The following is a 22,754-nucleotide window of genomic DNA, read 5'->3' on the forward strand; positions in this document are numbered from 1 at the left end:
GCCGTGAAGCCGCACTTCGAATATCCGGTGCGGGTGTACTGGGAGGACACCGACGCCGGCGGCGTGGTGTTCTATGCCAACTACCTGAAGTTCTTCGAACGGGCGCGCACCGAATGGCTGCGCAGCCTGGGCCATGAGCAGCAGCGGCTGAAGGACGAGGGCGGCGCGATGTTCGTCGTCACCGACACCCGCACCCGCCACCTGAAGCCGGCCCGGCTCGACGACTTGCTTCACATCGACGTGGTACTGGCGGAACGAAGCCGTGCCACGCTCACGCTGCGCCAGCATGCGCGCCGCGCGGGCGAGCTGCTTGCCGAGGGCGAGGTGCGCATCGCCTGCGTCGAGCCCGGAACCTTCCGCCCGCGCCGCATTCCGAATCCCCTTCTCGAAGCGATGCCCGACATCGCCATGCATCCATGAACCAGGACATGTCCATCATCTCGCTCGTGCTGGAAGCGAGCTTCGTCGTGCAACTCGTGATGGCCGGGCTGCTCACCGTCTCGCTGATCAGCTGGACGGTGATCTTCGGCAAGCTGGTGGGCCTGAAGCGCGTGCGCGGCCTGAACGAAGGCTTCGAGCGCGAGTTCTGGTCCGGCCGCAGCCTGACCGAGCTGCAGCAGGCGGCCACCTCCTCCAAGACCACCGCGCCGATGGAGCGCATCTTCGCCAGCGGCATGCGCGAATTCCTGAAGCTGCGCGAGAAGCGGCTGGACGGCGGTGCGCAACTGGACGGCGCCCGCCGCGCCATGCGCGCCAGCTACCAGCGCGAGCTGGACGTGATCGAGAGCAACCTGAGCTTCCTCGGCTCGGTGGCCTCGGTCAGCCCGTACGTGGGCCTGTTCGGCACGGTGTGGGGGATCATGCATGCCTTCGTCGGCCTGGCCAACCTGCAGCAGGTGTCGCTGGCCACGGTGGCCCCCGGCATCGCCGAGGCGCTGGTGGCCACGGCCATCGGCCTGTTCGCGGCCATTCCGGCGGTGATCGCCTACAACCGCTTCGCCCGCGACATCGACCGCATCGCCACGCAGCTGGAGACCTTCATCGAGGAGTTCTCCAATATCCTGCAACGCAACGCCACGCAGCCCGCCGCGCGCTGAAGGGCCCCGACCATGGCAGCACTCAACTCCCGAGGCGGCGGCCGCCGGCGCCGTGCGATGAACGAGATCAACATGGTCCCGTTCATCGACGTGATGCTGGTGCTGCTGATCATCTTCATGGTCAGCGCGCCGCTCATCACCACCGCCACCATCGACGTGCCCACCGTGGGCAAGGCCAGGCAGGCCGAGAGCCGCAAGATCGATGTGCAGGTGGCGCTGGACGGCAGCATGAAGCTGGCCTCCGAAGGCAACGAGCGCAGCATCACGCTGAAGGAACTGGCCGCCAACGTGCGCGCCGCGCAGGCCGGCGACGCGCAGGTGCCGGTGGTGATCGCGGCCGACCGCAACGTCAAGTACGACACCGTGGTGAAGGTGATGGACACGCTGCAGCGCGCGGGCATCCAGCGCGTGGGCCTGTCGGTCAAGGCGGGGGGCTGAACGCGGATGGCCGACGAACAAGCCGTCGACGTGCTGCGCCCGCAACAACCGGGCGGCATGCGGGCCGGCGCCGTGGCTGCGGTGCTGGCGCACCTGGCGCTGGTGGGCGCCATCGCGCTGGCCGTGAAGTGGCGCGTGAGCGAGCCCGAGGGCACCACCGCCGAGCTGTGGGCCGCCAACACCACCGAAGCCGCGCCGCGCGGCGAGCCGCCGCCGCCAGCCCCCACGTCGGCGCCCGCGCCCGCCCCGGCTCCCGAGCCGCCGCCCCCGCCGCCTCCTCCCGCCCCGGCACCCGCGCCGGTGCCGGCGCCCCCGCCGCGGCCCTCGCCGGCCGAGCGTGATGCCGAGATCGCGGTGGAGAAGGCGAAGAAGGAGAAGGAACGCCAGGCCGAGCTGGCCCGTGAACGCGAGCGCGAGAAGCAGCGGGAGCAGGAACGCGAACGCCAGGAGGAGCGCCGCGAACGCGAGGCCCGGCAGAAGGCAGAGCGCCAGAAGGCCGAGGAACAGGCGCGGCGCGAGAAGGCGGAGGAAGAGAAGAAGGAACGGGCCGAGCAGCAGGCCAAGGCCGCCCGCGAGAAGGCCGAGCGGGACAAGGCCGAGAAGGCCGCCGAGGCCCGTCGGGAGCAGCTGCGCAAGGACCAGCTGGCCCGCATGATGGGCCAGGCCGGCGCCACCGGCGCACCGGATGCCACCGGCACCGCCCAGCGCGCCGCGGGCCCCTCGGCCAGCTATGCGGGCCGCATCATCGCCCGTGTGCGGCCCAACATCGTGCTGACGGACGAGGTGCCCGGCAGCCCCGTGGCGGTGGTGGAGGTGCGCGCCGCGCCCGACGGCACCATCCTGGGCCGCCGCCTGGTCAAGGCCAGCGGCGTGAAGGCCTGGGACGATGCGGTGCTGCGTGCCATCGACCGCACCGATACCCTGCCGCGCGACGTGGACGGGCGCGTGCCGTCGTCGATGGAGATCGTGTTCCGGCGGGGCGACTAGCGGCCGCGCCGCACCCACCACCCATCCACCGACCAACGCCCCGGCCCCCACAGGAGGAGGCCGAGCAGCAGGCTGCCCCAGAACACATGCTGCTGCAGCGCGGCCTCGCCGATGTCGGGCAGGCTGACGACGGCCACCGCATTGACGACGAACAGGCCCAGCGCGGCGAAGCGGCCGGCCAGGCCGAGCACCAGCAACACCGGCAGCACCAGCTCGCCCGCCGTGCCCATCAGCGCAGCCACTTCCGGCGGCAGCAGTGGCACGCGGTATTCGTCGGTGAACAGCGCGACGGTGATCTCCCAGTCGCGCAGCTTGGTCAGGCCGGACAGGAAGAACACCTGGGCCAGGTACAGCCGGGCGGCCAGCTGGGCCAGCGGCTGGGCCGCTTCGAGCGCGCCGACGATGCGGCGCTGCCAGGCCTGCAGGGCCGTGGCGGGAGTGATGCTGTTCATGGGGACTCTCCTTCCGGCGCCACCGGCGGCAACACCCGCACGCCGGCCAACCGGTCTTGTTGCAATGCCTCGCCCAGCCAGCTGGCGAAGTCGAGATCGGGCGCTGCATCCAGCGCCTCGGACAGCACCTGCCCGGCCAGCAGTGCCTGCGTGAAGTCGCTGGCCGCCGGGCCCAGCGCCGCCACGCGCACATGCCAGCCCTGTCGCCACACCGCGGCCGCTTCGCCACGCCGCACGGCCATCGCGGCGCGCACGTCGGCGAAGCGGTCCGCCGGCTGCGGCTGGCCCGCGGGCAGCGGCTGGTGCGCCTGCCAGATGGCCACCACCGGCCAGCGAGAGCGCAGCAGTGCCGCGCCGGGCACCAGCAGCAGCTGCAGCCGGTCGGGATCGGTGTCGCCCAGCCGCTCCAGGGCCTGCACCGTGGCCGGCGCATCGGCCGCGCGTGCAGCCTGGTGCACCAGCCAGTCCAGCCGGGCCACGTCGGGCAGGTAGGGCTCGCTGGCCAGCGTGGGGCTGTCGGCGATGAAGGCCGGCAAGCCGGACCCCAATTCACCGAGGTCGCCCCGCCTGGGGGGCTGGGCGCGCCAGAACACCCGCGCCAGCGCGGCCATCGATTCGCCGCCGATGAGCGCGGCCACGGTGGGATACGCCGCGGCCAGCGCACGTTCGGCCGCCGCGCCGGCATTGGCCTGGTAGACCTGCAGGCCGCGCGCCAGGCCGGCCTGCGGCGCCCGCAGTGCCAGCCCCGGGCCCGGCACATGGCCGCCAGGCTGCACCGCGCCCAGCAGCGCGGCCTGCCGCGCCGCCTCGCGGCCGGAGGTATCGGCGGCGCTCACAGGCCCGCCTCCTGGCGCTGCAGCGCATCGGCCCGCGCGGCTTCTTCCAGCAGCACGTCCAGCGCAGGCAGATCGGTGTCCCATTCGATCAGCGTGGGCACGGGGCCCAGGCGCCGCACCGCATGGGCATACAGCTGCCACACCGGCGGATGCACCCGGCTGCCATGGTCGTCCACCACGATGTCGCCGCTGTCGTCGTAGCCGGCCAGGTGGATCTCGCCCACCTGCCGCGCGTCCAGCGCATCGACCCAGGCCCGGCCTTCGGCCAGCGGATCGAGGCCCGCATTCAACGCATTGACGGCGATGTTGTTCAGGTCCAGCAGCAGCCAGCAGCCGGTACGGCGGGCCAGCTCATTGAAGAACTGCGGCTCGGCCAGCGTGTCGTCGGCCCAGCCCAGGTACGCGGCCAGGTTCTCCACGCCGATGGGCCGGCGCAGCCGCTCCTGCACCCGCTGCACGTTGCTGCACAGGATGCGCAGCGATTCATCGTTGAAGCCCAGCGGCAGCAGGTCGTTGCCATGCACCACCGGCCCGCCGGCCGCCTGCGGCGCGCGGGCGAAGCAGGCATGGTCGGACACGCGCACCGGCTGCATGCGCTGCGCCAGCATGGCCAGCCGGTCCAGGTGCCAGGCATCCAGACCGGCCGCCGAGCCCAGCGCCAGGCCCACGCCATGCAGGCTCAGCGCATAGGCCTCGCGGGCCCGCGCCAGCACCGCCAGCGCGGCACCGCCTTCGGCGAAGTAGTTCTCCGAATGCACCTCGATGAAGCCCAGCGCCGGCCGGCGCTGCAGCAGCTCGGCCTCGTGCGGCTGGCGCCAGCCGATGCCGGCGGCGGGTGCAGGCGTGGAATGCATGGCGCGGGCGGTCAGGGTTCGTGCGCTCAGCTCTTGGCCTTGGCCGCTTCCTCGGCGGTCATGCCCTTCATGTCCTTGCAGGTGCCCTTGGCCACGTACTTCCATTCGTCCGGTGCGTTGTCGGTCTTGGCCTGGCCGGCGCAGCTGTGGGTCTTGCTGAGGTTGGCGCAATCGTTCTGGCCGGCCTTGGCGATGCCGTAGCACTTCTCCTTGCCCTTGTCCTGCGCGGCGGCGTGGCCGGCCAGGCCGAGGGCCAGCACCGAGGCAAGGGCGGAAGAGGCGATGAGGCGGTGGTTCATGAGGATGCTCCGTTGAAGGACTGAAGGAAGTTGGGATGGTCGTCGAGGACCGGCATACCGGCAACGCTGCCGGCCTGCTTCAGTCGACGGTACCCACCGCTAATTACACTGCGGCCGACAAAAAACTTTCCTTCGTGCCCATGAGTGATTTCGCGCGTCAGGTCGAAAGCCTGCGTCCCCAGCTGCTGCGCTTTGCCCGCACGCAGTTGCGCAACGAGGCCTGGGCCGAGGATGCGGTATCCGACACCTTGCTGGCTGCGCTGGAACGGCCGCAGGCCTTCGGTGGCCAGTCGCAGCTCAAGACCTGGCTGGTGGGCATCCTCAAGCACAAGGTGGTGGACCAGCTGCGACGCCATGCACGCGAAGCCACGGTGCTGGTGGACGAGGACGGCGAGGACCTGGACGAGCTGCTGTTCACGCCCCAGGGCCATTGGCGCGAGCCACCGGCGGCCTGGGCCAGCCCGGAGGCCTCGCTGGGCGAGCGCCAGTTCCTCGAGGTGCTGGAAGCCTGCGTGCAGCATCTGCCGCCCGCCCAGGGCCGCGTGTTCATGATGCGCGAGTGGCTGGAGCTGGACAGCGAAGAAATCTGCAAGGAATTGCGCATCACCCCGACCAACCTCTGGGTGCTGCTGCACCGCGCGCGGCTGCGGCTGCGCGAGTGCCTGGACCTGCGCTGGTTCCAACGTGCCAGCCGCCCCGCCTGATGTTGCGACGACACCCATGAAGCTGATGCCCAACTGCCGCGAAACCACCCGCCTGGTGCTGGCCGGCGAAGACCGCCGCCTGCGGCTGGGCGAGCGCATCGGCGTGCGCCTGCACCTGATGGCATGCCACGGCTGCACGCATTTCTCGGCGCAGGTGCTCGTGATGCGCGAGGCCATGAAGCAGTGGCGCGCCGGCCGGGACGGCCCGGCCGATCCGCCGCTGCCCAGGCGGCCGCACGACTGACCGCCCGGCCGCAAGGCCCACGACGCCTCAATCCAGCGCGCCGCCGCCGCGCTGCAGGTCCTGCCCCTGCCAGCCCAGCGCCACCTGCAGCGCCAGCACCACGGCCTCGATCTGCAGCACGAGCGCCAGGCTGGGCGGCGACACGCCCGCGGCTGCCAGCGCCGCCTGCTGCGGCAGCAGCGGCACATGCACGAAGCCGCTGCGCACGCCGCTGCCGGCCAGCCGGTGCTGCAGCCCGTAGAACACATGGTTGCAGACGAAGGTGCCGGCGGTCTGCGACACCGATGCCGGATGGCCCGCCGCCTTCAGCGCCGCCACGATGGCCTTGATGGGCAGGGTGCTGAAGTAGGCCGCCGGCCCATCCGCCACCACCGGCAGGTCCACCGGCTGCGCGCCGGCGTTGTCGGGGATGCGCGCGTCGTCGACGTTGATGGCCACGCGCTCCACCGACAGGTCGGTGCGGCCGTCGGCCTGGCCCAGGGCCAGCACCAGCCGGGGCCGATGCAGGGCCAGTGCTTCATCCAGCGCCCGCAACGACTGGCCGAACACGCAGGGCAGCACCACGCCGACCACCTGCGCCGCCGGGCCGCCGGGCAACTCCAGCTGGCGGCCGTGCAGCGCCTGCGCCACCGCGCCACTGGGGTTGAGCGGCATGCCGCCGAAGGGCTCAAAGCCGGTGACGAGCACCGTGGGAAGGGCTTGACTGCTGTGCATCGCTGCATTCTGGCCCGCCGCGTACACCTCTTCACAGGCGTCGGAACATGACTACAGGCATTGCCGAGCCGGCCCGACAGGCGCGCCGCGCAGCGCTGCCTACAGTTTCCGTATCGCGCCCAGGCGCATCTGCACAGGAGTTCGAACGATGCAAGCGACCCACCGCAACCGGCTCGCGATCGTGGCCTCGGCCGCCGCCCTCACCCTGCTGACGGCCTGCAGCCCGCGCAGCGACGACACCGCCGCCACCGGCACCGCCGGCGGCACGGTGGCCAGCACCGAGCCCGCACCGGTGCCCACCACGCCCTCGACCACGCCGCCGGCCACCACCACCGACTCGACGACCACCACGGCGGGCAGCGGCAACACCGGCAGCACCATGGACAACGTGGGCGATGCGGCCCGCAGCCTGGGCAATGCCGCCGAGAACGCCGCCGGCAACGTGGCCAGCGCCACCGGCGACGCCAGCCTCACGGCGAAGGTGAAGACCGCACTGATCACCGCGCCCGACCTGGGTTCGCTCAACATCGACGTGGACACCGCCAACGGCGTGGTCACGCTCAATGGCGAGGTGAAGAACGCCAACGAGAAGACCAAGGCCGAACAGGTGGCCTCCACCGTGATCGGCGTCACCTCGGTGGTGAACAAGCTGCAGGTGGCCAACAGCTAAGCGGCAGGGTCCCCCCAGCCGCCGCCGCCCGGCGTGTTCAGCACGAACACGTCGCCGGGCTGCAGTTCGGCCGAGCCGATGTGCCCCAGCGTCTCCACGCGGCCATCGGCTCTTTGCACATGGTTGCTGCCCACCTGGCCCGGCCGGCCGCCCTGCAGCCCGAAGGCGCCATGGAGGCGGCCGTTGCTCAGGATGCTGGCCGTCATCGGCTCCAGGAAGCGGATGCGGCGGGTGCCGCCATCGCCGCCCTTCCAGCGGCCGGCGCCGCCGGAGCCGGCACGGATCTCATAGCCTTCCAGCCGCACCGGGAAGCGGAACTCCAGCACCTCGGGATCGGTCAGGCGGGAGTTGGTCATGTGCGTCTGCACGACGCTGGTGCCGTCGAAACCCTCGCCCGCGCCGGAGCCGCCGGACACCGTCTCGTAGTACTGGTGGCGCGCATTGCCGAAGGTGAAGTTGTTCATCGTGCACTGGCCGGCCGCCATCACGCCCAGCGCGCCATACAGCGCATTGGTCACGCAGGTGGAGGTCTCCACGTTGCCGGCCACCACCGCCGCCGGCGGACGCGGGTTGAGCATGCACCCCTCGGGCACGATGACCTGCAGCGGCTTCAGGCAGCCGGCGTTGAGCGGGATGTCGTCGTCCACCAGCGTGCGGAAGACGTACAGCACCGCGGCCATGGTCACCGCCTTCGGCGCATTGAAGTTATTGGGCAGCTGCCCACTGGTGCCGGTGAAGTCGATGGTGGCCGCCCGCGCGGCCGCATCCACCTGCACCTGCACCCGGATGCAGGCACCGTTGTCCAGCGGCAGCTCGAAGCGCCCGTCCTTCAGCGCGGTGATCACGCGGCGCACCGATTCCTCCGCGTTGTCCTGCACATGGCCCATGTAAGCGGCCACGGTGGGCAGGCCGTACTGCGCCACCATCGCATGCAGCTCCTGCACGCCCTTCTCGTTGGCCGCGATCTGCGCCTGCAGGTCGGCCAGGTTCTGCGCCGGGTTGCGCGCCGGCCAGGGGCCGCTGGCCAGCAGCGCCAGCAACGCCTGCTCGCGCAGCACCGGGCCCTGCGGGCCCACCTCCACCAGCTTCATGTTGTCGATCAGCACGCCTTCGTCGGCGATGGTCTGCGAGAACGGCGGCATCGAGCCCGGCGTGCTGCCGCCCACGTCGGCATGGTGGCCGCGCGAGGCCACGTAGAAGGCGGGCCGCGTGGCATCGGCGCCGCTGGCCTCGTCGAGGAACACCGGCGTCACCACGGTGATGTCGGGCAGGTGGGTGCCGCCGTGGTACGGGTCGTTCAGAACGAACACCTCGCCCCGCTTCATGCCCGGGTTGCGCGCGATCACGCTCTTGATGGATTCGCTCATCGAGCCCAGATGCACCGGCATGTGCGGCGCATTGGCGATGAGGTTGCCGGCGCTGTCGAACAGCGCGCAGGAGAAGTCCAGCCGCTCCTTGATGTTCACCGAGTGCGCGGTGTTCTGCAGCCGCAGGCCCATCTGCTCGGCGATGTTCATGAAGAGGTTGTTGAACACCTCCAGCATCACCGGGTCGGCCTGGGTGCCCACTGCCACGGTGCCGGCGCGTGGCCGCACCCGGTGCAGCTCCACCGCGCCGCCGGCCAGCAGCCGGGCCTGCCAGCCGGGCTCCACCACGGTGGTGGCATTGCGCTCGGCCAGGATGGCCGGGCCGTCCACATGCGCGCCGGGCGGCAGCTGCTCGCGCTGGAACAGCCAGGCATCGCGCCAGCCGGCCGGCTGGTCGTCGGCCAGGCAGTACATGCGCACCGCCTCGGCCCGCGGCACGGTGTGCAGGGGCGCCGCGCCGGCGCCCGGCGTGGCGATGCGGTCGCCGGGCAGCACCGCTTCCACCGACACCGATTCGATTTCCAGCGGCTTGTCCGGCGGCAGGAAGGCGAAGCGCTGGCGGTAGGCGGCCTCGAAGTCCGCGCGCATGCGCTCCGGCTCGGTCAGCGCCACCTGCAGCGCGGTGTCGGTGCCGCGCAGGCGCAGCTGGGCCCGGGCCTGCAGCTGCATGCCGGCCGGCTCGCCGGTCGCCTCGCCGGCCTGGGCGGCCAGCTCCTGGCGCGCGGCCGCTTCCAGCGTGGCGGCCAGGGCCTGCGCGGCGGCCAGGCCTGCAGCGTCCAACGCCTGTTCCACCGAGGCTTCGCGCATCACGATCTGGTCGGCCAGGCCCATGCCGTAGGCACTCAGCACGCCGGCGAGCGGATGCACGTACACCGTGCGCATGCCCAGGGCATCGGCCACCGCGCAGGCATGCTGGCCACCCGCGCCGCCAAAGCACTGCAGCGTGTAGGCGGTGACGTCGTAGCCGCGTGCCACCGAGATGCGCTTGATGGCATTGGCCATGTTGGCCACCGCGATCTGCAGTGCGCCGGCGGCCACGTCCTCCGCATGCACGCTGCGGCCGCCGGCCTGCTGCATCTGCTCGGCGATGGCCTCGAAGCGGTGCAGCACCTCGGCACGGTCCAGCGGCTGGTTGCCGCGCGGCCCGAACAGCGCGGGGAAGTGCGCCGGCTGGATGCGGCCCAGCATCACGTTGGCATCGGTGGTGGCCAGCGGGCCGCCGCGGCGGTAGCTGGCCGGCCCGGGATGGGCGCCGGCCGATTCCGGCCCCACGCGCAGCCGCGCCCCGTCGAAGCGGATGATGGAGCCGCCGCCGGCGGCCACGGTGTGGATGCTCATCATCGGCGCGCGCATGCGCACGCCGGCCACCTGCGTCTCGAAGGCGCGCTCGAACTCCCCGGCATAGTGCGACACGTCGGTGGAGGTGCCGCCCATGTCGAAGCCGATGACCTTGGCATGGCCGGCCGCCGCGGCGGTGCGCACCATGCCCACGATGCCGCCGGCCGGGCCGGAGAGGATGGCGTCCTTGCCCTGGAACCGGCGGGCCTCGGCCAGGCCGCCCGAGCTCTGCATGAACAGCAGCCGCACGCCCGGCATCTGCGCGGCCACGCGGTCCACGTAGCGGCGCAGGATGGGGCTCAGGTAGGCATCCACCACCGTGGTGTCGCCGCGCGGCACCAGCTTGATGAGCGGGCTCACCTCGTGCGAGATGGACACCTGGGTGAAGCCGATCTCGCGCGCCAGCGCGCCGGCCGCGGCCTCGTGCGCGGTGAAGCGCCAGCCGTGCATGAACACCACTGCGCAGGCGCGTATGCCGCTGTCGAAGGCCTGCTGCAGCCGGGTGCGCAGCGCGGCCTCGTCCAGCGGCTGCACCACGCTGCCGTCGGCGCCGATGCGTTCGTCGGCCTCGATCACCCGCTCATGCAGCAGCTCGGGCAGCAGGATGCGGCGGTCGAACAGCCGCGGCCGCGCCTGGTAGGCGATGCGCAGCGCATCGCGGAAGCCGCGGGTGGTGACCAGCACCGTGCGGTCGCCCTTGCGCTCCAGCAGCGCATTGGTGGCCACGGTGGTGCCCATCTTCACGCAGCCCACCAGCTCCGGCGTCACCGGCTCGTCGGGCTCCAGCTGCAGCAGCCGGCGGATGCCCTCGACCGCCGCGTCGTCATAACGGCCGGGGTCCTCGCTCAGCAGCTTCAGGGTGTGCAGCACGCCGCCGGGCGCACGGCCCACGATGTCGGTGAAGGTGCCGCCGCGGTCGATCCAGAACTGCCAGCGTGGGTCCATGGGCTTGCTCACTCGGTCAGGGAAAGCGCCGACCAGCGTTCGGTCAGCACGGTGGTGATGTCGTGCACCGTGGCGCCGGTGGCGGCGTGCACGGCGGCCGCATAGGGCGGCATGTTGGTGCATTCCAGCACGATGTGCTGCAGCGGCCCGGCCTGCTGCAGCAGGCGCAGCGCGGCCTGCACCACCTCGGCCTGCGCATCGGCTTCGTCCAGCATCGGCAGGTCGTCGACCAGCGTGCGCTGCAGCCGGCAGCCGGGCGGCAGGCCGGCCACCGGCGTGGCCACGTCCGCGCCCACGGCCCGCAGGTGGGCGGTGCCCAGGGCCTGCGCATCCACCGTCACCACGCCGGCACTGCCGGGCGGCAGCTCGGCCAGCTTCAGCAGGCTGGACGTCCACACCGGCACCGGCAGCGCCGCCTGCAGCTGCGGCTGGAACATGGCGAGAAAGCCGCAGCTGGTGGCGATGGCGGCCGCGCCCTCGTCCACCAGCTGCCGCGCGGCATCGACGAAGGGCTGCAGCAGCCCGGCCGCCTGCTCCCGCACCACGCGCTGCGGGCTGGCACCGGCCACCACCCGGCGCCGCACCGGGAAGGCGAAGGTGTGCGGATGGCCGATGTCGCCCGGCAGGCGCGGAAAGCGGGTCTGCAGCATCAGGATGCCGAGGAACGGCGCGGCCATCACAGCGAGCCGGCCGAGCGGGCGGCCTGGTCGTACATGCCGCTCATGGTGCGCAGCAGCCGGGCCAGCTCGCCCACCGGGGCATTCAGCTCGGTGTCCAGGCTTTGCAGCAGGCACTGCTCGCGCACCGCGCGGTAGGCCTGCACCGCGGCTTCGCCGGCGGGGGTGGGCTGGTAGAACACCTCCTTGCCCTGCCTGCTGGCCTCCAGCAGCCCGGCGGCCACCAGCTTCTTCAGCGAATAGGCCACCACATGGGTGTCCTCGTAGTTCAGCACGAAGCAGATGTCGGCCAGCTTCTTGTGGCGCGCACGGTGGGCCACGTGGTGCAGCAGCAGCACGTCGGTGAAGGTGAACTCGCCCTGCCCGGCCGCGGCCATGCAACGCACCGCCCAGCGGGAGAAGGCATTGAAGGCGACGATGAGGCCGAACTCGAACTCCGACAGCTCCGCGCTGCGCGGCGACACCAGGTGCGCCGAGCTGACGATGCCCGCGCCCGGCTTGCCGCGCCGGTGCGAGCCGGCCGGGGCGGCGCTGGGAGTCGCGCGTTTTTGCATGCGGGTTGCCTGCGTCATGTCGGCAAGTTGCTGAGAAAACATCGACGTTTTATCGCAAAGCCGTGGCCCCGGCAATGCGGCTGCCAGGCACCTCCGGGTAAGCCCCGGCACGCACCGTGCTAGCCATGCCCGTTTTCGGTGCGACAGTTCGCACACCTCTTTGCTGGAGCGACCTCATGCCTGTGACCCGTGTCCCTTCGATGCCCACCACCCTGGCCGCCACGCTGCTGACGCTGGGCGCGGTGATGGCCAGCCAGGCCCAGACCAAGTGGGACCTGCCCGCCGCCTACCCCGCCACCAACTTCCACACCGAGAACCTGACCCAGTTCGCGGCCGACGTGGACAAGGCCACCGGCGGCAAGCTCAAGATCACCGTGCATGCCAACGCCTCGCTGTTCAAGGCCAACGAGATCAAGCGCGCGGTGCAAGGCGGCCAGGCGCCCATCGGCGAGGTGCTGCTGGCCAACTTCGAGAACGAGAACCCGATCTACGGCGTGGACGGCATTCCCTTCCTGGCCACCAGCTATGCCGAGTCGAAGAAGCTCGCCGAGGCGCAGAAGCCGGTGCTGCAGAAGCTGCTGGCCTCGCAGGGCATGATGCTGCTGTACGCCGTGCCGTGGCCGCCGCAGGGCATCTACGTGAAGAAGGAGATCGCCTCGGTGGCCGACATGCGCGGGCTGAAGTGGCGCGCCTACAGCCCGGCCACGGCCAAGGTGGCCGAGCTGATCGGTGCGCAGCCGGTCACCATCCAGGCGGCCGAGCTCTCGCAGGCGCTGGCCACCGGCGTGGTGGAGAGCTACATGTCCAGCGGCTCCACCGGCTACGACAGCAAGACCTACGAGAGCATCAAGTACTGGTACGACACCCAGGCCTGGCTGCCCAAGAACGGCATCCTGGTCAACAAGAAGGCCTTCGACGCGCTGGACAAGCCCACGCAGGACGCGCTGCTCAAGGCCGCCGCCGATGCCGAGGCCCGCGGCTGGAAGATCAGCGAGGAGAAGAACGCCTGGTACAAGAAGGCGCTGACCGACAAGGGCATGAAGATCATGACGCCTTCGCCCAAGCTGGTGGCCGACCTGAAGCAGGTGGGCGGCATCATGCTGGCCGACTGGCAGAAGAAGGCCGGGCCTGACGGGGATGCGGTGATCAGCGCCTTCCGCAAGTGATGCGCCGTCTGCTGGACGGGCTGTACTTCGCGGCCGGCGTGGTGGCCGCGAGCTTCGTGGCGCTGATCGCGCTGCTGATGATCGGCCAGAGCGTGCTGCGCGGCCTGGGCGTGCGCACCGGCGCCGTGCCCGACGTGGTGGCCTGGTGCTGCGCGGCGGCCGGCTTCTTCGCGATGGCCCATGCCTTCAAGCATGGCGACTTCGTGCGCGTGACCCTGCTGCTGGAGCATGTGTCGCCCCGGGTGCGGCGCGTGCTGGAGCTGGTGTCGCTGCTGATCGGCACCGCCGCCGCCAGCTACCTGATGTGGGCTGCCGTGTCGTTCACCTACGAGAGCTGGGAGTTCAACGACATCGCCACCGGCCTGCTGCCGATGCCGCTGTGGATTCCGCAGCTGGGCTTTGCCATCGGCTCGGTGCTGCTGTGGATCGCGGTGGTGGACGAGCTGGTGATCGTGCTGCGCGGCGGCCGGCCCAGCTTCGTGGTGGCCGTGGAGCAGCGGCACGCGCAGGGCGATTTTTCTTCCGACATCTGACGAACCCGGGACCGACGCGACGATGGACATCCTGACGATGGGCGCGATCCTGCTCGTGCTGATGCTGGTGCTGCTGGCCGGCGGCGTGTGGATCGCGATGACGCTGGCGATCGTGGGCTGGGTGGGGCAGGCGTTCTTCACCAGCACGCAGCCGGCCAAGAACCTGTTCTCCGCCTTCTGGGAGTCCAACGCCTCGTGGGAGCTGGCGGCGCTGCCGCTGTTCATCTGGATGGGCGAGATCCTGTTCCGCACCCGGCTGTCGGAGGAGATGTTCGAGGGCCTGCGGCCCTGGCTCAACCGCGTGCCGGGCCGGCTGATGCACACCACGGTGCTGGGCTGCGGCATCTTCGGCTCGGTCTCGGGCTCGTCGGCCGCCACCTGCGCCACCATCGCCAAGGTGGCCCTGCCCGAGCTGCAGCGCCGCGGCTACTCCGAGCGGCTCGCGCTGGGCTCGCTGGCCACCGCCGGCACGCTGGGCATCCTCATCCCGCCATCGATCACCATGGTGGTGTACGCGGTGGCGGCCGATGCCTCCATCATCCGCATCTTCCTGGCCGGCTTCATTCCCAGTGCGGTGCTGATGGCACTGTTCTCGGGCTACATCGCCTGGTGGAGCATCCGCCACCCGGCCCAGGTGCCGCCGCCGGATGCGCCCACCTCTTTCATGGAGAAGATCCGCCGCTCGGGCCAGCTCATCCCCTGCGCGGCGCTCATCGTCTTCATCTGCTGGGTGCTCATCGCCGGCTACGCCACCGCCACCGAATGCGCGGCCTACGGCGTGGCCGGCGCGCTGGCGCTGGCCGCCTGGGGCCGCAGCCTGACCTGGCGCAACTTCGTCGAAGGACTGATGAGCGCCACCCGCACCAGCTGCATGATCATGTTCATCCTGGCCGGGGCCTCCTTCCTCACCAAGACCATGGCCTTCACCGGCATTCCGCGCGAGCTGGCCGAGTGGGTGGACAGCCTGCAGCTCAGCCCCTATGCGCTGATCGCGGTGCTGGTGGGCGTGTACCTGGTGCTGGGCACCGCGCTGGACGGCATCTCGATGATCGTGCTCACCTCGGCCGTGGTGCTGCCGATGATCCAGAAGGCCGGCTTCGACCTGGTGTGGTTCGGCATCTTCGTGGTGCTGCTGGTGGAGATCGCCGAGGTCACGCCGCCGGTGGGATTCAACCTCTTCGTGCTGCAGAACATGACCGGCAAGGACAGCAACACCATCGCCCGCGCCGCCCTGCCCTTCTTCGGCTGCCTGGTGGTGTGCATCGTGCTCGTCACGGTATTCCCCCAGCTTGTTACATGGCTGCCCGATGCGGTGATGGGAGCCGATCCGGTGGTGGCGCCGCCGGGCACCAATTGAGGGCCGGCGGCCCGGCTTATCGGCCTTTCTGGATCGGCGCGCCTGCCTAGCATGCAGGGGCGTGCCGGTGTGTCTGTTCCGGCGCTTCCCACGTGCCACGAGGACACCTGATGTCTGATCTTTCCTTGCCGCCGCTCGAGTTCTCGATGCAGGACACGGTCCCGGCCGACCTCGGCCCCGACCGCGGGCCGGCCTACGATCCGTTCAAGTGGCCCACGCCGCCCTATGCCAGCTACCCGGAGCCGGTGCGCCAGAGCCGCCCCGAGGACTGCGACCTGGAAGGCCTGAGCGGCAAGGCCCGCCCCGGCAAGCTGATGTCGCTCACGCCCGAAGCCGGCATCGCGCATGTCAAGGTGCTGCCCGCGCGCGCCGCCATCCCGCTGCGCTTCGACCAGTTCCGCCGCCTCACGCTGAAGGCGCCGCTGCCCACGCTGGGCTCGGCCCACAACGACCCGCATGCGGCCATCGTCGACCACCGGCCGGCGGTGCCCTTCCGCATCATCTGGCGCGACGGCACCGCCACCGAAGGCCTGACCATCGGCCATGTGGATGCGGCCTACGGCGTGTTCATCTTCGAGCCGGTGGACGACGCCGGCACCGTGCTGCGCAGCTTCATCCCGCGCGAGGCCTACAGCGAGGTGGAGTTCGGCACCCGCCTGGGCGAGCTGCTGGTGGAACAGCAGGCCGCCACGCCGGCGCAGATCGAGCAGGCGGTGGAAGAACAGTCGCGCATGCGCTCCCAGAAGCTGGGCGACATCCTCGTCACCCGCCAGATCGTCACCGCCGACCAGCTGCTGGAAGCCATCGAGCAGCAGGCCAAGATGCCGATGGTGCGCATCGGCGAGGCGCTCACCGCGCTGGGCCTGATCACCGGCCAGCAGCTGGACGACGCGCTGGCGCAGCAGAAGCACGACCGCTCGGTGCCGCTGGGCGAGATGCTGGTGCGCCAGGGCCTGGTCTCGCGCCAGGACCTGCAGACCGCGCTGGCCCGCAAGATGGGCTACCCCGTGGTGGACGTCGCCCACTTCCCGGTGGAACAGGAAGCGGTGCGCAAGCTGCCGTTCGCGGTGGCCACGCGGCTGACCACGCTGCCGCTGCTGCTGCGCGGCGGCCGCCTGATCGTGGCGCTGGAGGATCCCTCGCGCCGGGCGGTGATCGAGGAGCTGGAATTCGTCTCGCAGCTGAAGGTGGTGCCCACGCTGGCCACTGCCGCGCAGGTGCAGCGGGCGCTGCCCGGCGTGTACGAGCGCTTCGGCATGGACACCTCGGGCGCCCGCAACGACGACCCCAGCGCCGCCATCGAGTTCGAGCCGCAGGACGCCAGCAAGCTGGTGGAGACGCTGGAACTGCAGCATTCCAGCGCCGCCAAGGAAAGCGACGACGACCAGCCGATCGAGCAGTCGGACAACTCGCTGGTGCGGCTGATCAACCAGATGATCATCGACGCCCACAACCAGGGCGTGTCCGACATCCACATCGAGACCTACCCCGGCCGCGAGAAGCTGAAGATCCGCTTCCGCAAGGACGGCGTGCTGCGTGCCTACCTGGAGCTGCCGCACACCTACCGCGCGGCGCTGATCGCGCGCATCAAGATCATGTGCGACCTCGACATCTCCGAGCGCCGCAAGCCGCAGGACGGCAAGATCAACTTCGCCAAGTTCAGCCCCCAGCACAAGCTGGAGCTGCGCATCGCCACCATTCCCACCAACAACAGCCTGGAAGACGTGGTGATGCGGCTGCTGGCCTCGGCCAAGCCGCTGCCGCTGGAGAAGCTGGGCGTCTCGGAGCGCAACTACAAGCGCCTGACCGAGGCCGTGGGCCGCCCCTACGGCATGGTGCTGTGCGTGGGCCCCACCGGCAGCGGCAAGACCACCACGCTGCATTCGGCGCTGGCCAAGATCAACACGCCCGAGCGCAAGATCTGGACGGCCGAGGACCCGGTGGAAATCACCCAGGCCGGCCTGCGGCAGGTGCAGGTGAATGCCAAGATCGACTGGACCTTCGCCAAGGCGCTGCGCGCCTTCCTGCGCGCCGACCCGGACGTCATCATGGTGGGCGAGATCCGCGACGGCGAGACGGCGCACATGGCGGTGGAGGCCTCGCTCACTGGCCACCTGGTGTTCAGCACCCTGCACACCAACAGCGCGCCGGAGACGGTGACGCGGCTGCTGGACATGGGCATGGACCCGTTCAACTTCGCCGATGCGCTGCTGGCGGTGCTGGCCCAGCGGCTGGTGCGCCGCATCTGCGCCCACTGCCGCGTGGCGAGCCCCGCCACCGAGCAGCAGGTGGCCGAGCTGCTGCACGACTACCTGCATGTGTTCCCGCCGCAGGACGAGCGCTTTGCCGGCGAGACGGAGGAGGCGCTGCTGGCGGACTGGACCGCGCGCTTCGGCAGCAATGGCAAGCTGATGCACTACCACGCGCCGGGCTGCAAGCACTGCGACGACAGCGGCTTCAAGGGCCGGGTGGGCCTGCATGAGCTGCTGTCCATGTCACGCGAACTGCGCCGGCTGGTGCAGACCGGCGGCCGCGTGGAGGAGATCCTCAACACCGGGCTGGCCGAAGGCATGCGCACCCTGCGCCAGGACGGCATCGAGAAGGTGCTGCAGGGCCTGACCACCATCGAGGAAGTGCGCGCCACGAGCAACACCTGACATGGCAAGGCCTCAGAATCGCGGGTTTCACAGCCCACGAGCGACGAGGCCTTCCATGCGACAACTTTCTCCTGCCGGCCAGGACGCAGTCAACGGCATCGCCCAGCGGCACGGCTTCAGCGCCGATGCGGTGACGCACATGCTGGAAGCCGTGATCAACGGCAACGGCGGCATGGCCCAGTTCAGCCATCCCGAGTTCGCCGGCTCCGGCCAGTGGATGCGCGGCGGCATGACGATGGTGTCGGACATGTTCAACAACCAGCTCAAGAGCCGGGTGGACAGCCTGTGCGCCGAGCTGGCCGAGCTGGTGTCCAGCCAGCCCGACCTGGTGCGCAGCGGCAGCTTTCAATCGCAAAGCCAGGGCGGCGGCTACGGCCAGCAGCAGCACAGCGGCGGCCAAGGCGGCGTGCAGAGCAACGACCGCAACAGCTTCGGCCAGGCCAGCCTGTTCGTGCCGGCGGCGTCGGGCGGCGGCAGCGGCGACTGGTGGCCCGACGACCTGCGCTGGCCCAACAGCACCGGTGCGCAGAACAACGTGCGCTATGCCTACTTCGCCCAGGCCCACCGCCTGGCCATTGACGTGGGCGGCCGCGTGACGGTGTACGACACGCAGGACCACAACATCGGCGGCTTCGGCCAGCAGCAGTCGGGCAGCGGCACGCTGAGCTTCAACAGCCAGTACGGCCTGATCGACGTGGCCACGCTGCCCGTGGTGTGGTCGTCGGACACTCAGCAGCAGCAGCCGGCCGCGGCGTCGTCGGCCTCGTTCTCGTCGACTTCGTCGCCATCGTCATCGTCGCCGGGCGAGCAAGGCGACGTCTTCGCCACCATCGAGCGCCTGGCCGACCTGCGGTCCAAGGGCATCCTGAGCGACGAGGAATTCGCGGCGAAGAAGGCGGAGTTGTTGAAGCGGATTTGAGTTCTTGGCGGGGGGAGGCCATAGGTGCTTGGACGCCGCGGGAGGGCGGGGCACTGGCCTCCGGGACTGTCCCCCGGCCCCATCCTAGGGCTGGGACCTCCTCCTCTTATGTCCCTGCGCCCAGCACCCCACCCTCCCGCGTGGGCCTCGCTGCCGCCTCGAGCGGAACACATCACCCCGAAGCTACGTGCTGCAGGCACATCGTCAGCGATAGGCATTGAGCCCCGCCCCATCAGCCATCAGCACCGCAGTCAGTTCAAAGCCGAAGACGCCCCGCGCCCGCCAGCCGCGGGCCCGTCGGACACCGGCATGTCGATCGGCACCGGCCCCTGCACGATCAGCGTACGGGTCGGGAACGCGAACTGCACGCCGATGCCGGCCAGCTCGCGCATCAGCGCCAGGTTGATGCGCTGCTGCTCGTCCATGTAGACGTTGAAACCCGGGTCCTGGACGATGTAGACCACCTCGTAGTCCAGCGAGCTTTCGCCGAAGCCCTTGAAGTGCGCCCGGTCGAACTTCAGCCGATCGCTGGCCTGCACGATGCGCTGCACGATGCCGGGCACCTGCTCGGCCTGCTCGGGCGTGGCGTCGTAGGTGATGCCGAAGGTGAAGACGATGCGCCGGGTCTGCAGCCGCTTGTAGTTGTTGATCGTCTGCTTCAGCAGCTCGGTGTTCGACATCACGATCTGCTCGCCCTGCAGGCTGCGGATGCGCGTGGTCTTCAGGCCGATGCGCTCCACCGTGCCGGCGGTGCTGCCGATGACGATGAAGTCGCCCACCTCGAAGGGCTTGTCCACCGCGATGGAGACGCTGGCGAACAGGTCGCCCAGGATGTTCTGCACCGCCAGCGCGATGGCGATGCCGCCCACGCCCAGGCTGGCCACGAAGGCGGTGATGTTCACGCCCAGGTTGGCCAGGATGGACAGCAGCACCACCGCCCATACCAGCGTGCTGGCGCCCCAGGCCATCAAGGTTCCGGCGGCGCTCACCTGCTGCGGATTGGCGCTTCCCGCCGTGTGGCGCTGGTGGTAGGCGGCCAGGCCGGCCTGCACCGCGCGGTTCATCCACAGGCCCATCTGCACCGCCAGCGCCAGGAACCACAGGTGCTCCACCCGGCTGTGCCAGCGGTCCGGCAGGTCCAGCACGCCCACGCCGATGAGCACCGAGGCCACCAGGATCAGCCAGCGGTTGGTGCCGGCCAGCACGTTGACCAGGAAGTCGTCGATGCGCGTGGCGGTGTGCTGCGCCACCTTGCCCGCGCGTGAGACGGCGAAGCGCAGCGCGGTGGTCAGCACCAGGTAGGCGATGCAGGCCGCCAGCAGGCCCCACAGCAGGTTGCTCAAGGGCACGCCGCCCAGCCGGGTGACGCCAAACCAGTCGATCAGTTCGCTTTGATTCATGGCGGCGCATGCGGCAAGCGCCGTGCCGCCACCCGCGGTTACAAGGCCGCGCTGCGGAAACCGGTGAAGCCCTCGTCCCGCTCGGCCGCGGCAAAACGCCGCGCCTTGGGGTGGGCGATGCGGTGTGGCTCCAGCGCCGCCACGCCGCGCAGCACCCGCAGCCGGCCATCGACGCCGCTGGCCGCGCCGCCCGGCCAGGCGCGGGCATGGCCGGCCACCCATTCGCGCACGCCGCCCCAGGCCCAGCCGCGCGCGCCGCCCTGCATCGCGGCCAGTTCCCATTCCACCTCGGTGGGCAGCCGGCGGCCGGCCCAGCGGCACCAGGCATCGGCCTCGTACCAGTTGACATGCAGCACCGGCTGCGCGGCCGCGGCGCGCTGCAGCCGGCCGAAGCGGCGCAGCAGCACGCCGTTGCGCAGCTGCTCCACGTCGCGCGGGCTGCGCCGGCTCTCTCGTTCCACCCAGGCCCAGCCGTCGGCATGCCACCAGCGGGCCTCGTCGTAGCCGCCGTCCTCCACGAACTCGGCGAACTGCGACCAGCTCACCGGCTGGGCGTCGATCTCGAACTCGGGCACCGCCTCCTCATGCGCCCACTGCTCGGACGGCGGCACGTAGCCGCCCGGCTGCGACCCGAGCGGAAAGCGCTGCGCGCCGAACAGCAGCGGCTGGCGCAGCGGCAGCACCGGCGCCGCGACGGCCAGCGTGGCGGCGCCCTCCAGACCCAGCGCCTGGGCCAGCGCGGCAAAGCGCTCGACCAGCGCGTCCTCGTACATCAGCGCATCGCGGAACCAGTGCAGGTCGTCGTCGTCCTCGCCGGCCAGCAACTCCACCGTGACATCCAGCGTGTCGGCCAGGTAGGCCCGGGTGGCGCCGAAGTCGGGCAGCGCCATGTGCCAGCGGGCGGCGCCGCCCACGGCGTCAGGGTTCCACCAGCCGTCGGCGCCGGGGTCGATGCTGGCCAGCGGCGCACGGCCGCGGTCGGCCTGCGGGCCGCGGGCGCGCTGCAGGTTGCGGGCGATCCAGCGCTCCTGATACCAGGCCGCATGGCCGGCCAGCCAGCGGGCCGGCGCCAGCACCGCGGCATCGGCGGTGGGCAGGCGGCGGGTGTCGGGCGCGCCCTCGAACAGCGCCAGCCAGCGCAGCGTGCGGTTGCGCGCGTCGATGAAGGCCAGCGACAGCACGTCGGCATCGGCCACGCGCATGCGGCGCGGGTCGGCAAGCAGGGCATCGATGGCACTCGACATCAACGCGGATGGACAGCGGCGGGCATGCCGTGGATTATCCCGGTGCGGGCCTGTCGCACCAGCGACAAAGCCGAATCGAACGACCGTGCTAAAACGCGCGATCCCCCAGGAGACACATCGATGGACCTCAACTTCACCGCGGAAGAGCAAGCGTTCCGCCAAGAGATCCGGCAGTGGGTGGCCGCCCACCTGCCGCAGGACATCAGCCACAAGGTGCACAACGCCCTGCGCCTGAGCAAGGACGACCTGCAGCGCTGGGCCAAGATCCTCGGCAAGCAGGGCTGGCACGGCTGGGCCTGGCCCAAGCAGTTCGGCGGCCCGGGCTGGAACGCCATCCAGCGCCACCTGTTCGAGGAAGAGACCGCGCTGGCCGGCGCACCGCGCGTGGTGCCCTTCGGCCCGGTGATGGTGGCCCCGGTGATCATGGCCTTCGGCACGCCCGAGCAGCAGAAGAAGCACTTGCCCGGCATCATGAGTGGCGAGGTGTGGTGGAGCCAGGGCTACAGCGAGCCGGGCTCCGGCTCCGACCTGGCCTCGGTCAAGACGCGGGCGGTGCGCCAGGGCGACAAGTACATCGTCAACGGCCAGAAGACCTGGACAACGCTCGGCCAGTACGGCGACTGGATCTTCTGCCTGGTGCGCACCAGCACCGAAGGCAAGCCGCAAACGGGCATCAGCTTCCTGCTGATCGACATGAAGAGCCCCGGCATCACCGTGCGGCCCATCATCACGCTGGACGGCGAGCACGAGGTCAACGAGGTGTTCTTCGACAACGTCGAGGTGCCGGCCGAGAACCTGGTGGGCGAGGAGAACAAGGGCTGGACCTACGCCAAGTACCTGCTGGCGCACGAGCGCACCAACATCGCCGACGTGAACCGTGCCAAGCGCGAGCTGGAACGGCTCAAGCGCATCGCCAAGGCCGAGGGCGTGTACGACGACGCCCGCTTCCGCGACCAGATCGCGCTGCTGGAAGTGGACATCGTGGCGCTGGAGATGATGGTGCTGCGGGTGCTGAGCGCCGAGACCAGCGGCAAGAGCAGCCTGGACGTGGCCGGCCTGCTGAAGATCCGCGGCAGCGAGATCCAGCAGCGCTACACCGAGCTGATGATGCTGGCCGCCGGGCCCTTCGCCCGGCCCTATGTGCACGAGGCCATGGAAGCCGGCTGGCAGGGCGACCACGTCGGCGCGGCCTACCTGGCGCCGCTGTCCGGCACCTACTTCAACATGCGCAAGACCACCATCTACGGTGGCTCGAACGAAGTGCAACGCAACATCGTTGCGCAAACCGTGCTCGGGAGCTGA

23 protein-coding genes are annotated in these 22,754 nt (G+C 70.5%); 13 read left to right on the top strand and 10 right to left on the bottom strand.

Annotated elements, in window-relative coordinates; all coding sequences use genetic code 11:
* Positions 1-3: 3 nt before the first annotated feature.
* Genes ybgC through tolA form a run of 4 tightly spaced genes read left to right on the top strand, consistent with a single transcriptional unit; the run spans position 4 to position 2,522 of the window.
* Positions 4-420, top strand: coding sequence for a tol-pal system-associated acyl-CoA thioesterase (ybgC, locus tag VO99_RS07530; RefSeq protein WP_046112399.1), 417 nt, complete (start codon positions 4-6; stop codon positions 418-420).
* Positions 417-1,097, top strand: a complete 681-nt coding sequence (gene tolQ, locus VO99_RS07535) for a protein TolQ (RefSeq protein ID WP_046112223.1) — start codon at positions 417-419, stop codon at positions 1,095-1,097. Before ybgC ends, tolQ begins: the two co-directional genes overlap by 4 nt.
* 12 nt (positions 1,098-1,109) lie before the next feature.
* Positions 1,110-1,535, top strand: coding sequence for a biopolymer transporter ExbD (locus tag VO99_RS07540; protein ID WP_046112224.1), 426 nt, complete (start codon positions 1,110-1,112; stop codon positions 1,533-1,535).
* A gap of 6 nt (positions 1,536-1,541) precedes the next feature.
* Positions 1,542-2,522, top strand: a complete 981-nt coding sequence (gene tolA, locus VO99_RS07545; protein WP_046112225.1) for a cell envelope integrity protein TolA — start codon at positions 1,542-1,544, stop codon at positions 2,520-2,522.
* Here tolA and VO99_RS07550 read toward each other — a convergent pair.
* From VO99_RS07550 to VO99_RS07565, 4 genes are read right to left on the bottom strand one after another with little or no spacing between them, the layout of a single operon-like run.
* Positions 2,519-2,974: a DoxX family protein gene (locus VO99_RS07550; protein ID WP_046112226.1), complete on the bottom strand. Its 456-nt coding sequence runs from the start codon at positions 2,972-2,974 to the stop codon at positions 2,519-2,521. The genes tolA and VO99_RS07550 overlap by 4 nt on opposite strands.
* Complete coding sequence (locus VO99_RS07555) at positions 2,971-3,810, bottom strand: HvfC/BufC family peptide modification chaperone (RefSeq protein WP_052736179.1); 840 nt, start codon at positions 3,808-3,810, stop codon at positions 2,971-2,973. Before VO99_RS07555 ends, VO99_RS07550 begins: the two co-directional genes overlap by 4 nt.
* Entirely contained in the window at positions 3,807-4,664 is an 858-nt protein-coding gene (locus VO99_RS07560; protein WP_046112227.1) for an MbnB/TglH/ChrH family RiPP precursor modification enzyme, read from the bottom strand. The genes VO99_RS07555 and VO99_RS07560 overlap by 4 nt, the downstream gene beginning before the upstream one ends.
* A 26-nt stretch (positions 4,665-4,690) precedes the next feature.
* Positions 4,691-4,963: a BufA1 family periplasmic bufferin-type metallophore gene (locus VO99_RS07565; protein WP_046112228.1), complete on the bottom strand. Its 273-nt coding sequence runs from the start codon at positions 4,961-4,963 to the stop codon at positions 4,691-4,693.
* Between the two features lie 140 nt (positions 4,964-5,103).
* Between VO99_RS07565 and VO99_RS07570 the strand changes: the two genes are divergently transcribed.
* Both VO99_RS07570 and VO99_RS07575 read left to right on the top strand, forming a co-directional pair.
* The gene (locus VO99_RS07570; protein ID WP_046112229.1) at positions 5,104-5,667 is read left to right on the top strand and encodes a sigma-70 family RNA polymerase sigma factor; all 564 of its coding nucleotides are present in this window, start codon (positions 5,104-5,106) and stop codon (positions 5,665-5,667) included.
* Between the two features lie 16 nt (positions 5,668-5,683).
* Positions 5,684-5,911, top strand: a complete 228-nt coding sequence (locus tag VO99_RS07575) for an anti-sigma factor family protein (RefSeq protein ID WP_046112230.1) — start codon at positions 5,684-5,686, stop codon at positions 5,909-5,911.
* A gap of 27 nt (positions 5,912-5,938) precedes the next feature.
* Here VO99_RS07575 and pcp read toward each other — a convergent pair whose 3' ends face one another.
* Entirely contained in the window at positions 5,939-6,625 is a 687-nt protein-coding gene (pcp, locus tag VO99_RS07580; RefSeq protein WP_046112231.1) for a pyroglutamyl-peptidase I, read from the bottom strand.
* Positions 6,626-6,773: 148 nt separating this feature from the next.
* Between pcp and VO99_RS28695 the strand changes: the two genes are divergently transcribed.
* Positions 6,774-7,295: a BON domain-containing protein gene (locus VO99_RS28695; protein WP_052736180.1), complete on the top strand. Its 522-nt coding sequence runs from the start codon at positions 6,774-6,776 to the stop codon at positions 7,293-7,295.
* On the opposite strand, the gene VO99_RS07590 is transcribed toward VO99_RS28695, so the two are convergent.
* From VO99_RS07590 to VO99_RS07600, 3 genes are read right to left on the bottom strand one after another with little or no spacing between them, the layout of a single operon-like run.
* Entirely contained in the window at positions 7,292-10,945 is a 3,654-nt protein-coding gene (locus VO99_RS07590) for a hydantoinase B/oxoprolinase family protein (RefSeq protein ID WP_046112232.1), read from the bottom strand. The genes VO99_RS28695 and VO99_RS07590 overlap by 4 nt on opposite strands.
* Positions 10,946-10,953: 8 nt before the next feature.
* Complete coding sequence (locus VO99_RS07595; protein WP_046112233.1) at positions 10,954-11,622, bottom strand: aspartate/glutamate racemase family protein; 669 nt, start codon at positions 11,620-11,622, stop codon at positions 10,954-10,956.
* Positions 11,622-12,194, bottom strand: a complete 573-nt coding sequence (locus VO99_RS07600) for a winged helix DNA-binding protein (RefSeq protein WP_083440433.1) — start codon at positions 12,192-12,194, stop codon at positions 11,622-11,624. Before VO99_RS07600 ends, VO99_RS07595 begins: the two co-directional genes overlap by 1 nt.
* A 182-nt stretch (positions 12,195-12,376) precedes the next feature.
* Between VO99_RS07600 and VO99_RS07605 the strand changes: the two genes are divergently transcribed.
* The 5 genes from VO99_RS07605 to VO99_RS07625 all read left to right on the top strand — a co-directional run bounded on the left by VO99_RS07605 (position 12,377) and on the right by VO99_RS07625 (position 18,808).
* The gene (locus VO99_RS07605; protein ID WP_046112234.1) at positions 12,377-13,342 is read left to right on the top strand and encodes a TRAP transporter substrate-binding protein; all 966 of its coding nucleotides are present in this window, start codon (positions 12,377-12,379) and stop codon (positions 13,340-13,342) included.
* Positions 13,342-13,875, top strand: a complete 534-nt coding sequence (locus tag VO99_RS07610) for a TRAP transporter small permease (RefSeq protein WP_046112235.1) — start codon at positions 13,342-13,344, stop codon at positions 13,873-13,875. Before VO99_RS07605 ends, VO99_RS07610 begins: the two co-directional genes overlap by 1 nt.
* A 22-nt stretch (positions 13,876-13,897) precedes the next feature.
* Positions 13,898-15,232 carry a TRAP transporter large permease gene (locus tag VO99_RS07615; RefSeq protein ID WP_046112236.1) on the top strand — a complete coding sequence of 445 codons (1,335 nt, stop codon included), beginning with the start codon at positions 13,898-13,900 and terminating at the stop codon, positions 15,230-15,232.
* A gap of 110 nt (positions 15,233-15,342) precedes the next feature.
* A complete protein-coding gene (locus VO99_RS07620; protein WP_083440434.1) occupies positions 15,343-17,889 on the top strand; it encodes a GspE/PulE family protein in 2,547 nt (848 codons plus the stop codon).
* Positions 17,890-17,944: 55 nt separating this feature from the next.
* Complete coding sequence (locus VO99_RS07625) at positions 17,945-18,808, top strand: SHOCT domain-containing protein (protein ID WP_046112237.1); 864 nt, start codon at positions 17,945-17,947, stop codon at positions 18,806-18,808.
* Between the two features lie 251 nt (positions 18,809-19,059).
* On the opposite strand, the gene VO99_RS07630 is transcribed toward VO99_RS07625, so the two are convergent.
* Both VO99_RS07630 and VO99_RS07635 read right to left on the bottom strand, forming a co-directional pair.
* Positions 19,060-20,208 (bottom strand): mechanosensitive ion channel family protein, encoded by a 1,149-nt coding sequence (locus tag VO99_RS07630; RefSeq protein WP_046112238.1) that lies wholly within the window; start codon positions 20,206-20,208, stop codon positions 19,060-19,062.
* 38 nt (positions 20,209-20,246) lie between these two features.
* Entirely contained in the window at positions 20,247-21,452 is a 1,206-nt protein-coding gene (locus tag VO99_RS07635; protein WP_046112239.1) for an SUMF1/EgtB/PvdO family nonheme iron enzyme, read from the bottom strand.
* Positions 21,453-21,572: 120 nt separating this feature from the next.
* Here VO99_RS07635 and VO99_RS07640 point away from each other — a divergent pair, with 120 nt between their 5' ends.
* Entirely contained in the window at positions 21,573-22,754 is a 1,182-nt protein-coding gene (locus VO99_RS07640) for an acyl-CoA dehydrogenase family protein (protein ID WP_046112240.1), read from the top strand.

Origin of the sequence: Aquincola tertiaricarbonis, from assembly GCF_000969605.1 — a bacterium.
In the GTDB taxonomy this organism is placed as follows: domain Bacteria; phylum Pseudomonadota; class Gammaproteobacteria; order Burkholderiales; family Burkholderiaceae_C; genus Aquincola; species Aquincola tertiaricarbonis.